Annotated in this window: 10 protein-coding genes; 2 read left to right on the top strand and 8 right to left on the bottom strand. The window is 60.7% G+C overall.

Annotated elements, in window-relative coordinates:
* From AC3WRD_RS02135 to AC3WRD_RS02100, 8 genes are all read right to left on the bottom strand, one after another.
* Nucleotides 1–1,365: an LLM class flavin-dependent oxidoreductase gene (locus AC3WRD_RS02135; RefSeq protein ID WP_102620587.1), complete on the bottom strand. Its 1,365-nt coding sequence runs from the start codon at nucleotides 1,363–1,365 to the stop codon at nucleotides 1–3.
* Nucleotides 1,365–2,558: an SfnB family sulfur acquisition oxidoreductase gene (locus tag AC3WRD_RS02130; RefSeq protein ID WP_102620588.1), complete on the bottom strand. Its 1,194-nt coding sequence runs from the start codon at nucleotides 2,556–2,558 to the stop codon at nucleotides 1,365–1,367. Before AC3WRD_RS02130 ends, AC3WRD_RS02135 begins: the two co-directional genes overlap by 1 nt.
* Before the next feature lie 38 nt (nucleotides 2,559–2,596).
* Nucleotides 2,597–3,838 (bottom strand): SfnB family sulfur acquisition oxidoreductase, encoded by a 1,242-nt coding sequence (locus AC3WRD_RS02125; protein ID WP_102620589.1) that lies wholly within the window; start codon nucleotides 3,836–3,838, stop codon nucleotides 2,597–2,599.
* Nucleotides 3,839–4,047: 209 nt separating this feature from the next.
* Entirely contained in the window at nucleotides 4,048–4,812 is a 765-nt protein-coding gene (locus AC3WRD_RS02120; RefSeq protein WP_102620590.1) for a hypothetical protein, read from the bottom strand.
* A 473-nt stretch (nucleotides 4,813–5,285) separates the two neighbouring features.
* The gene (gene tcyN / locus AC3WRD_RS02115) at nucleotides 5,286–6,035 is read right to left on the bottom strand and encodes an L-cystine ABC transporter ATP-binding protein TcyN (RefSeq protein ID WP_096821891.1); all 750 of its coding nucleotides are present in this window, start codon (nucleotides 6,033–6,035) and stop codon (nucleotides 5,286–5,288) included.
* 4 nt (nucleotides 6,036–6,039) lie between these two features.
* On the bottom strand, nucleotides 6,040–6,705 hold the full coding sequence (tcyL, locus tag AC3WRD_RS02110; protein WP_085733348.1) for a cystine ABC transporter permease: 666 nt from the start codon (nucleotides 6,703–6,705) through the stop codon (nucleotides 6,040–6,042).
* Entirely contained in the window at nucleotides 6,705–7,505 is an 801-nt protein-coding gene (tcyJ, locus tag AC3WRD_RS02105) for a cystine ABC transporter substrate-binding protein (protein ID WP_096821892.1), read from the bottom strand. Before tcyJ ends, tcyL begins: the two co-directional genes overlap by 1 nt.
* Nucleotides 7,506–7,751: 246 nt before the next feature.
* Nucleotides 7,752–8,744, bottom strand: a complete 993-nt coding sequence (locus AC3WRD_RS02100) for a D-cysteine desulfhydrase (protein WP_096821893.1) — start codon at nucleotides 8,742–8,744, stop codon at nucleotides 7,752–7,754.
* Between the two features lie 190 nt (nucleotides 8,745–8,934).
* Here AC3WRD_RS02100 and epsC point away from each other — a divergent pair, with 190 nt between their 5' ends.
* Together epsC and betT are read left to right on the top strand one after the other, a co-directional pair.
* On the top strand, nucleotides 8,935–9,861 hold the full coding sequence (epsC, locus tag AC3WRD_RS02095) for a serine O-acetyltransferase EpsC (protein ID WP_096821894.1): 927 nt from the start codon (nucleotides 8,935–8,937) through the stop codon (nucleotides 9,859–9,861).
* 288 nt (nucleotides 9,862–10,149) lie between these two features.
* Complete coding sequence (betT, locus tag AC3WRD_RS02090; protein WP_173861336.1) at nucleotides 10,150–12,111, top strand: choline transporter BetT; 1,962 nt, start codon at nucleotides 10,150–10,152, stop codon at nucleotides 12,109–12,111.
* Nucleotide 12,112: the final 1 nt, after the last annotated feature.

The raw sequence follows: 12,112 nt of genomic DNA, 5'->3' as shown, positions 1-12,112 counted from the left end.
TCAGTGCGAGGAGGTGTGTCGGTAGTGGGCGCCGGTGTGTTGCTCCGGTAGGTGCGCTTCGCCGTGAAACAGTTTTTCCCGAAGGCTGCCGTTGTCGTAGGCGGTTTTGTACGAGCCGCGCCGTTGCAGTTCCGGAATCACCAGATCGATGAAATCCACATAGCTTTCCGGGGTGACGATGCGAGTCAGGTTGAAGCCGTCGAGGCCGGTTTCGGCGATCCACGATTCCAGTTCATCCGCCACTTGCTGCGGCGAGCCGACCACGGTGATGTAGCGCCCGCCGAGGGCGTGCTGGTCGAGCAACTTGCGGCGGGTCCAGTCGTTGTTCTGCAGGTTTTTGGTGGCGGACTGGATCGCGTTGCTCTTGACGTACTGGATCGGTTCGTCGATTTCGTACTGGGAAAAATCGATCCCGGTGGACGCCGAGAAATGCGCCACGCCGGCTTCGGCACTGGCGTAGCTCAGGTACTCGGCGTGCTTGGCCCAGGCCGCGTCCTCGGTCTCGCCGACGATCACGTTCAGGCCCATGAACACCCTGATGTCCTCGGGATTGCGACCTGCCTCGACGGCGCTGGCGCGGACCTTGTCCACCTGCACCTTGGTTGACGGCTTGTTCTGACCGCTGATGAACACGCACTCGGCATGACGCCCGGCGAACAGCAGACCGCGATCCGAACTGCCGGCCTGGAACAGCACCGGCGTACGCTGCGGTGACGGCTCGCAGAGGTGATAACCCTCGACCTGATAGAACTCGCCCTTGTGCTCGACCTTGTGCACCTTGTCTGGCTGCGCGTAGATCCGCTGCTGCGGATCGTTGAGCACCGCATCGTTTTCCCAGCTGCCTTCCCAGAGTTTGTAGAGGACTTCGAGGTACTCGTCGGCCTGGTCGTAACGCCGGTCATGCTCGACCTGTTCACTGAGGCCCATGGCCTTGGCGGCGCTGTCCAGATAACCGGTGACGATGTTCCAGCCCACCCGTCCACGGCTCAGGTGATCGAGGGTCGACATGCGTCGGGCGAACAGATACGGCGGCTCGTAGGTGAGGTTGGCGGTCAAGCCGAAACCCAGATTTTTGGTCACCGCTGACATGGCCGACACCAGCAGCAGCGGATCGTTGACCGGCAGTTGGATCGACTCTTTCAGCGTGACGTCCACCGAGTTCTGGTAGACGTCGTACACGCCGACGATGTCGGCGATGAACAACCCGTCGAACAGCCCGCGCTCCAGCAATTGCGCCAGTTCGGTCCAGTATTCAATGGTCTTGTATTGGGTCGAGGTGTCCCGTGGATGGGTCCACAACCCGTGGTTGATGTGGCCGATGCAGTTCATGTTGAACGCATTGAGCAGGATCTTTTTCTTGCTCATCAGATGGTCCCTCGCAGCGGAGGGTTTTCATCGTTGAGGTAGTAATTGCCCACCGCGTGATACTTCCAGCGCACCGGGTCGTGCAGGGTGTGCACCCGGGCGTTGCGCCAGTGACGGTCGAGGCCGTGCTCGATCAGGGTGGCCTGGCTGCCGGCCAGTTCGAACAACGTGCTGCCGGCGGCCAGAGAAATTTCAGTGCTGATCGCCCGTGCTTCAGCGACGGCAATCGAGGCTGCTGCAACCGTCTCGGCGTTGCTCTCGGCCTGGGCCGCATCGAGGAATTCGCCGGCGCGTTCGAGCAGGGCTTCGGTGGCGTGCAGGCGGATGCTCAAGTGGCCGAAACTCTTGAGGGTCAGTGGGTCTTCGGTGGCTTTGTCGTTGCCCGAGTCGATCCATGGCCGGGTCTTGCTGCGCACGAAGTGCAGCGCATCTTCGTAGGCGGCGCGGGCGATGCCGGTGTCGATGGCGGCGTGAAGGATCTGCGCCAGCGGGCCGACGGTGGTCGGGCGTTCGAAAGCGCTCTGGAAAGGAATGACGTCTTCGGCGGCGACATACACGTCTTCGAACACCACCGAACCACTGCCGGTGGTGCGCTGGCCGAAGCCGCTCCAGTCGTCGATCACCGTCAGGCCTTTGCTGTCACGCGGGACGAACGCCAGTTGCTGCACACCGTTTTCATCGACCACGGACGTTGGAATCCGTTGGGCGTAAATGGCGCCGGTTGCATAAAACTTGCGACCGTTGATGCGATAACCGCTGCCGTCGCGTTTCAGGCTGGTAACCCGATCGTGGGCAGTCTTGGTGCCCAGTTCTGCCAGGGCATTGCCGAAGCGCTGGCCGGCGAGGACTTCGGCGTACAGACGTTGTTTCTGCTCGTGGCTGCCATTCACCCGGAGTACTTCGAGGGCATAGAAATGGTTCTGCGGAATCTGCCCGAGCGAGCCATCGGCCCGGGCGATCAGGGCGATGACGTTGGCCAGGGTCACGTTGGACACGCCGGCGCCGCCGTATTCCTTGGGCACGCTAATGCCCCACAGGCCGGAGCGGGAAAACACGTCGAGTTCCGGCAGCGGCAGGCGGCGTTCGCGGTCGCGCAGGTTGCTGTCGCGCTGGAAGTCTTCGGCCAGGTCGCTGGCGACGATCAGGGCTTGCTCGTCGCTGGTGATGACCGCGACGGGATGGGAAAGAGTCATGTGTTTCTCCAGAGATCTGGTCAAAAGTGTTCTGGTCGTCAGATCCAGGAATGGCGAGCCGGCAACTTGCCGTTGAGGCGATAGGCGCCGACCGCGTGGTACTTCCAGCGCACCGGGTCGTGCAAGGTGTGCACCCGTGCGTTGCGCCAGTGACGGTCGAGGTTGAATTCGGCGAGGGTGGCGCGGCTGCCGGCCAGTTCGAAGAGCTTTTCGCTGGCCAGCAGCGAGATCTCGGTGGTCAGCACCTTGGCTTCGGCCACGGCAATCGAGGCGCGGGCGGCGGACTCGGCGGTGAGCGGCGCGGCGTGCACCTGATCCAGCACCTGACCGGCCTTGCGCAGCAGCGCTTCGGCGGCGTGCAGTTCGATTTTCAGTTTGCCGATGTCGGCGATCACGTAGAGGTCATCGCTGGCGCGTTCGACCTTGGCATCGATCCACGGCCGGGCGCGGGTCTTGACGAATTCGATGGCGTCATCGATGGCGCCACGGGCGATGCCGGCGTCGATGGCCGCCTGAATCAACTGCGACACCGCGCCCTGGGTGTTGGGCTTTTCGTTGATCTTCCAGTTGTCTACCACAAGACCAGCATCGACCCGCACGTTGTTCAGCAGGATTGTGCCGCTGGCCGTGGTGCGCTGGCCGAAACCGGACCAGTCGTCGACGATGCGCAATCCCGGCGTGCCGCGACGGACGAAGGCCAGCACTTGCCTGCCGTCATCGTTGAGTGCCTTGACCGCGACCCAGTGGGCGAAGAGGGCACCAGTGGAATAGAACTTCTGGCCGTTGATCACGTAGTCATCGCCATCGGCGGTGATGCGCGCTTTCAGCTCCAGGGTATCTTTGGTGCCGCGTTCAGGCCCGGCGTTACCGATGCGCCAGCCTTCGAGCACGCTCTGCAGCAATTGTTTTTTCTGCTCTTCGGTGGCGCTGCCGAGGATCAGGTTGATGATGCCGAACTGGTTCTGCGGGATCTGTCCCAGTGCCGGGTCGGCCGCGGAAATGATCGCGAACACCTCGGCCAGGGTGACGAAGGAAACCTGCGGGCCGCCGTACTCGCGCGGAATCGCGATGCTGCCCAGTCCGCTGCGGGTGAACTGTTCGACTTCCGACCACGGCAGCTTGCGCTGGCGGTCACGTTTGGCGGCCTGCACGCGGGCGACTTGCGCCAGTTCATGTGCAGCCTTGATGGCTTGAGCGTCGTTGCGCAGCACTTGCGCGGGCAACAACAGCGGGGCGATGTCCAGGTCACTCTGGACGTTTGCGTCTGCCAGACTGGACATCAGTGCCACTCCTTGGCTGCACGCAATGCCCTGGCGTTTTGCACTGGGGTGATTGTGTTCCGGACCATGTTACCTACCTCACATCTCATGAAAAACGCCGCAAAAGTGCGGCGAACGAAAGAATGTCCGGTGGTCCGGTTCATATACCCTAAGCGCGTATAAATATTAAATAAACTAACTTTTAGGAATATGCATAGAAGATCAAAAGCTCACTCGGCTTTGCGCTCCGCGGCCATGGGAATCTGCCTCAAGGGCACTTTCAGATAAGGATTCACGCAACCGATTTTCAGCGTCTGTGATGGTGCCCAACGCGAGTTGTTGCCGACCCGGTCGATGATGCAATAGGTCACATCCAGCCGCAGGTCTTCGCCGGCTTCGACGATGATTGCCGGGGGCACCCAGACCTGAATGCCGTGACCGATATCGGATTGGGTAATAGGCGGCAGATCCATACGTACATCGCCCCAGCGCAGGGTGATTTCGTCACCCTCGGCCATGTTCAGGTAAGGCTCGATAGTCAGGGGAACGCCGCGCTTGATCTGGTTCGGGTTGATCCCGCGTCGGCGAATGACCTCGGGAAGACTGACCGGCAGCAGGTACTGGTTTTCCTCCGCGCAGCCTGCCGCGAATTGCCCGCCCGGGCAGTCGAGCTTGACCTGGAACTGCGCGCTGGCCGACAGCGCCGGGTTTCTTCCGACCTGCATGACCCGGTAATGCACGCGCGGCGAACCGCTGATGATGAAGCTTTCCGGTACCCGCAGGCTGACCGTGCTTCCGACATCCCCGGCATTCAGCACGCGGGAAGCGACGTAGCAGCCATCCCAGAACAGCTCGATCAGGTCGCCACTGTCCATGTTGTGCCAGGGCCTGATGTCGACCGTCAGGTTGGCGGCCGCCATGAGGTTGATACCGGCCCCGTGGGATTTTTCCAGGGTCGGTGGTGCCAGCAGCGGGGTGTTTGAAATGCAGGTCATCGGTTTCTCTCCTTGAAGCCTTGCAGCGAAGTCCGTTTTCGAAAGAACGAATGGCGTGAATTACCCGGCAATAAAACTTCGGAGTTCCGTACAAGTTTGAAAGTGTCTTGTTGAACTAGCGTGTGCCGGTTGGAGACTAGATAAGAGTTCGCCGGAAGAGGTGTCAAGCGAGTGGATTAGTTAATCCGTGAATTACGGATTAATCAGAAGGTTCCTACATTGTCGCGGCTGTCAGCCTAGGCTTTGTAAGGAAGAGAGCTACAGATTGCTGCGGTTTTCAGCCTGTTTCGCTGTGAGTTCTACCGAAGCGGAAAATCAAGACGCGGCGAATTTTACGCACAGGGAACGTGTTGCAGGACATATATATGTACTGCGCTTTGAAGGGTTTTATTGTTTATTTTTGGAGGGGGATTGTATTGCGGGGAAAACACTACTTCCATCCATGGAAGTGAGTGATAGCACTTGCGAAGTTATCAGCCGTTGTTGCGGAACTTGCTGAGAAACTGTCGTGTGCGTTCTTCTTTCGGATTGGCAAACAGCGCCTTGGCTTCGCCTTGCTCGACGATCACACCCTTGTCGAAAAACACCACGCGGTTGGCCACGTCACGGGCGAACGCCATTTCGTGAGTCACGATAACCATGGTGCGTTTTTCTTCGGCCAGGCCGCGAATAGTCGCCAGTACTTCGCCGACCAGTTCCGGGTCGAGGGCCGACGTCGGTTCGTCGAACAGGATCACCTCCGGCTCCATCGCCAGCGCCCGGGCAATCGCCACGCGCTGTTGCTGACCACCGGACAGGCGCCGTGGGTAGGCGTCTTCCTTGCCCGCCAGGCCGACCTTGGCCAGCAGCTTCTTGCCCAGAGCAATGGCTACGTCGCGGTGCATCTTCTTGACCACGATCGGGCCTTCGATGACGTTTTCCAGGGCGGTGCGGTGGGGGAACAGGTTGAAGTTCTGGAACACGAAGCCCACATGCTGGCGCAGGTTGCGCACCAGGCTTTGCTGCTGGTTCAGCGGGCGGCTGGTATCGATCTCGATATCGCCGACCTTGATCCGGCCGCTGGTGGGTTGTTCGAGGAAGTTCAGGCAGCGCAGGAACGTGGTCTTGCCCGAACCGCTGGGGCCGATGATTGCCACGACCTCGCCTTCCTTCACTTCAAGATCGATGCCGTTGAGCACGACTTGACCCTTGAACTGCTTTGTCAGTTTTTCCACGACAATCATGGGGTCAGGACTCCTGGTCGTGCCGATTGACCCGCTCTTCCAACTTGTTCTGGAAGTGCGACAGCACTGTGGCCAGAATCCAGTAGATCAGCGCGGCGGCAAGATACATGGTGAAGACTTCGAAAGTCCGGGCGGTAATCAGTTGTGCCTGACGGAACAGCTCCGGCACCTGGATGGTGGCAGCCAGCGCGGTATCCTTGACCAGTGAAATGAAGCTGTTGCCCAACGGCGGCAACGCCGTGCGCATCGCTTGCGGCAGGATGGCCCGGCGCAGGGTCTGCGCGCGGGTCATGCCGATGCTCGCAGCCGCTTCCCATTGGCCTCGTTCGATCGAACCGATCGCGGACCGCAGGATTTCACAGGCGTAAGCGGCCATGTTCAGCGAGAAGCCGATCAGGGCCGCCGGCAGCGGATCGAGTTCCAGACCCATTTGCGGCAAGCCGTAATAGATCACGAACAGCTGGACCAGCAATGGCGTGCCGCGAAAGAACGACACGTAGATGCGGGCCAGCCAGCTGACCGATTTGAAACGCGACAGGCGCATCAGCGCCAGGCCAAAGCCCAGCAGCAGGCCGAAGAACATGCCGCCGAGGCTGAGGACTACCGTGTAGTACGCGCCCTTGAGCAGAAAGGGCGCGGAGTCCAGTGCGAGTTGGAAAGCTGCTTCCATTATTTGGTGACGTCAGCTTGGAAGTACTTTTCCGAGATCTTGGCCAGGGTCCCGTCGGCACGCAGCTCGTCGAGGGCCTTGTTCACGGCCGCCAGCAGTTCAGGCTCGCCTTTGCGCAGGGCAATACCGGATTCCTGACGGGAGAACGCCTGACCGGCCGCTACGGTTTTCGGTGCTTTCTTGGCGTATTCGAGCGCGGCCAGACGGTCGATCAGAATCGCGTCGGTACGGCCGTTGTTCAGGTCGGCGAACTTGGTCGGATCATCGTCGTAGGTACGCACGTCGGCACCCGGCACGTTGGCGCGAACCCATTGCTCGTAGTTGGTGCCCAGGCCTACGCCGACTTTCTTGCCGGACAGGTCAGCGGCGGACTTGATGTTCAGCGCAGCTTCCTTGTCCTTCAGCACCAGCGCCTGAATCCCGGAGATGGTGTACGGCTCGGAGAAGTCATACTTCTTCTTGCGCTCGTCGGAGATGGTCACTTGGTTGACCACGACGTCCAGACGCTTGGATTCCAGTGCGGCGAGGATGCCGTCCCACTTGGTTGGCTGAATCTTGGCCTTGACGCCCAGCTTCTTGGCCAGGGCTTCGGACAGCTCGACTTCGAAACCCGACAGCTTGCCGTCGGCATCGACGAAGCTGAACGGTGGATAAGTGCCTTCCAGGCCGACGTTGATAACGCCTTTGTCCTTGATCTGTTGCAGTTGCTCACCGGCAACGGCGCTGCTGATCAGACCGGCGCTCAGTGCCAGGCCCAGCGAACCTACCAGCAGATTTCGACGTAGTGCGGAAAGAATCATGACAAGCCCCTGTGTTTTCTTATGGAAGACGCTTAAGGAAAGTTGGCGAATCCGGGAGTTGAACGACAGCGCTATCCTGCCTTAAAGCAGCTTATGCGTCTCTCGCGAAATTCGCCTGCGGCGAGACTATAAGACGGTTCTTTTAGAATGGAAAATAATGAATTTTCTATTTGTTATGCATTTAATGAATATGGATTCGAGCGGGTGCTGAGCGTTCCCACGCAGGGCGCGGGAACGCGCTTCAGCCTAGAGAAAATCCTTGTAGGCAAACAGCGCCGGGGCTCCGCCGGTGTGCAGGAAAATGATCGGGCCGTCATCGAAACGCCCGCGACCGATACCGTCGAGCAACCCGGCCATGGCCTTGCCGGTGTAGACCGGATCCAGCAACACGGCGTCCTGACTCGCCAGCAGTTTCACGGCCGCCAATGTCCCGGCATTTGGCTCGCCATAGCGCGGGCCGAAGTATTCGTCCCACAACTCGACCTTGAAACTCTCCGGCAGCGCCACGCCCAACAGATCGGCAGTGCGCTCGGCCAGGCCCTGCACTTTCGGGCGCTGATCTTCTTCGCTGCGCGAGACGGTCACGCCGATCACCGGCAGTTGCGGCAGCGCTTCGCTCAAGGCCAGTGCCAGGCCGCTGTGTGTACCGGCGCTGCCCGAGGCGAGCACCACGGCGGAAAATTGCAGGCCGGTGTCCTTGATCTGTTCCGCCAGTTCCAGGCCGGCGCGTACGTAACCCAGTGCGCCGAGGGCGTTGGAACCACCGATCGGCACCAGATAAGGCTTCTTGCCGTTGCTGCGCAGACGCACGGCGAGGGCGGCCAGTTGTTCGTCGGCGTTGTCGAGGTTGTCGACCAGTTCGACCTTGGTGTCGAACAGATCCAGCAGCAGACGGTTACCGTTGCCGGTGTAGTTGCTGTCGTCGGTGCCCAGCGGATTTTCCAGCAGCGCCACGCAGCCCAGGCCGAGTTTCGCGGCCAGCGCGGCGGTCTGGCGAACGTGATTCGATTGCAGTGCGCCGGCGGTGATCAGCGTGTCCGCGCCTTGGGCGAGGGCATCGGCGGCGAGGTATTCGAGCTTGCGCAGCTTGTTGCCGCCCATGGCCAGCGGCGTCAGGTCATCGCGCTTGATGTAGACATCGCGGCCGAGCCAGGTGGACAGGCGCTCGAGCTTTTCCAGTGGGGTCGGTTGGCCGAGCAGGTCGAGGCGGTTAAAGCGGTCCAGCTGTTGTTTGATCATGAGTCCGTACTGATGCAAGGAGATGTCAGGACTATAGGCACGCCGATTTACCGGGGCAACCGCCAATCGCTTATAGCCAAATGTGCTTAGGCCAGCACTATCGGTTCTTAATTCGCCTCCTAGGCGTTGCCGTAAAGTAGTGGCCGTTGACGCGGCCAGACAGTCCGGCCGCCCGTGAGGAGTCTTTACCGTGAGCGAGCGTTCCAGCCATTGGCAATTGCAGACCATCGTCAGCCAACTGCGTACCGCCCGGGATCAGTGGCGCACACAAAATGGCCGCGCCAGCGGCGAACAGGGCGGGCGCGAATTGCCGTCCCGTGATGCGATGGCGCAGATTCTCGAAGCCTTGTGCGGCGCGTTGTTCCCGATGCGTCTGGGGCCGGTTGATCTACGAGAAGAAAGCGAAGATTTTTACGTCGGTCACACCCTCGACGTTGCGTTGAATGCATTGCTGGCGCAGGCGCGACTCGAACTGCGTTACGTCGCCCGTCACAGTGCCCGGGCCGACACCGAAGTCGAGGCGCAGGCGATCAGGATCATCCAGGACTTCGCCCTTGCATTGCCGGGCCTGCGCAGTCTGCTCGACACGGATGTGCTGGCTGCGTATCACGGCGATCCGGCGGCGCGCAGCGTCGATGAAGTGCTGCTGTGCTATCCGGGGATTCTGGCGGTGATCCACCATCGTCTGGCGCACCATTTGTATCGCGCGGGTCTGCCGTTGCTGGCGCGGATCAGTTCGGAAATCGCCCACTCGGCGACCGGTATCGATATCCATCCGGGCGCGCAGATCGGCCGCAGTTTCTTCATCGACCACGGGACCGGCGTGGTGATCGGCGAGACCGCGATCATCGGCGAGCGCGTCAGGATCTATCAGGCAGTGACCCTCGGCGCCAAACGCTTCCCGGCGGACGAGGACGGCCAGTTGCAGAAGGGCCATCCTAGGCATCCGATTGTCGAGGACGACGTGGTGATTTACGCCGGCGCGACGATTCTCGGGCGCATCACCATCGGCCAGGGTTCGACCATCGGCGGCAACGTGTGGCTGACCCGCAGCGTGCCGGCCGGGTGCAACCTGACCCAGGCCAACCTGCAGCATGATGACGGGACGCAGAAGTAATTTTCCTGTCCGTTCGTTCCCGCGCGAGGTGGGAACGAACGCCCTCGCCACAGCGTCATACCCCTCCTTGAGCTAGCGTACGAAAGCGACCGCTGAGCCCTGCGATTAGTCCTTAGCGTGCTATCCATGTTTAACTTGAACGTTCATTCAAGTTAAACCGGTAGCTCGCTGCCCGCTCACAACAGGAGGCTTGCCTTTGCTGAGTCCGATCATTTCAGCCATTTTCCAACCCCTTGAGGTGCACCGTTCATGAGTGCATCGTCCACCCCTGCCAGCGGCCTGGTACGCATGAATCCGCCGGTGTTCTGGTTCGCCGCGACAGTGATTCTGCTGTTTGGCCTGGTTGTCATCGCCATGCCGGAACAGGCCGGTGCCTGGCTCCTTGAAGCGCAAAACTGGGCGGCCAATACGGTCGGCTGGTACTACATGCTCGCGATGACCCTGTATCTGGTCTTCGTGGTGGTCACCGCGTTATCGGGCTACGGCAAGATCAAACTCGGTGCCGACCACGACGAACCCGAATTCAGTTACCTGTCCTGGGCCGGCATGCTGTTCGCCGCCGGGATCAGCATCACGCTGTTTTTCTTCTGTGTGTCCGAGCCGCTGACCCACATGCTCCAGCCGCCGCAAGGCGAGGCCGGCACCGCGGACGCGGCGCGTCAGGCGATGCAGATTCTGTTTCTGCACTGGGGCCTGCACGGCTGGGGCGTGTTCGCCTTCGTCGGCATGGCGCTGGCGTATTTCGCCTATCGGCATAACCTGCCGCTGGCCCTGCGTTCGGCGCTGTACCCGCTGATCGGCAAACGCATCAACGGTCCCATCGGCTATGCGGTGGACGGCTTCGGCATCATCGCCACGGTGTTCGGCCTCGGTGCGGACATGGGCTTCGGCGTGTTGCACCTCAACTCGGGTCTGGACTACCTGTTCGGCATCGCCCACACCCAGTGGATTCAGGTCGGCCTGATCACGCTGATGATGGGCGCGGCGATCATCGTCGCCGTTTCCGGAGTGGATAAAGGCGTGCGGGTCATGTCCGACATCAACATGCTGCTGGCCTGTGCGCTGCTGCTGTTCGTGTTGTTCGCCGGTCCCACCCAGCATTTGCTCAACACCCTGATCCAGAACCTCGGCGACTACCTCGGCGCGTTGCCGATGAAGAGTTTCGACCTCTACGCCTACGACAAACCGAGCGACTGGCTCGGTGGCTGGACGGTGTTCTACTGGGCCTGGTGGATTGCGTGGTCACCATTCGTGGGCCTGTTCATCGCGCGGATTTCCCGTGGCCGGACCATCCGCGAATTCGTCTTCGGCGTGCTGTTGATTCCGCTCGGTTTCACCCTGGCGTGGATGTCGATCTTCGGCAACAGCGCCATCGATCAGGTGCTCAATCACGGCATGTCGGCACTGGGCATGTCGGCCCTCGACAACCCGTCGATGACCCTGTACCTGCTGCTGGAAACCTACCCGTGGAGCAAAACTGTCATCGCGGTGACGGTGTTCATCAGCTTCGTGTTCTTCGTCACCTCCGCCGACTCCGGCACGGTAGTGCTCTCGACCCTGTCGGCCAAGGGTGGCAACCCGGATGAAGACGGACCGAAATGGCTGCGGGTGTTCTGGGGTGCGATGACCGCACTGATCACCAGTGCGCTGCTGTTCTCCGGCAGCATCGATGCGCTGAAGTCAGCGGTGGTGCTGACCTCGCTGCCGTTCTCGCTGATTCTGCTGCTGATGATGTGGGGGCTGCACAAGGCGTTCTATCTGGAGTCGCAGAAACAGATCGCGCAACTGCATTCGCTGGCGCCTGTGTCCGGTTCACGGCGTGGCAAGGGTGGCTGGCGCCAGCGCCTGAGTCAGGCCGTGCACTTCCCGTCGCGGGACGAGGTGTACCGCTTCATGGACACCACGGTAAAACCGGCCATCGAAGAAGTGACCGCGGTGTTCGTCGAGAAAGGTCTGAACGTGGTCACCCAACCGGACCCGGCCCATGACAGCGTCAGCCTGGAAATCGGCCATGGTGAGTTGCACCCGTTCATCTACCAGGTGCAGATGCGTGGCTACTTCACGCCATCGTTCGCTCGTGGTGGCATGGGTTCCAAGCAGCTCAATAACCGCCGCTACTACCGCGCCGAAGTGCATCTGAGCGAGGGCAGTCAGGACTACGATCTGGTCGGTTACACGAAAGAACAGATCATCAACGACATCCTCGACCAGTACGAACGGCACATGCAGTTCCTGCATCTGGTGCGTTGAT

The organism is Pseudomonas sp. FW215-R2 (assembly GCF_058789255.1).
The sequence above is the reverse complement of the archived record's forward strand: the minus strand, read 5'-3'. Positions and strand labels throughout refer to the sequence as shown.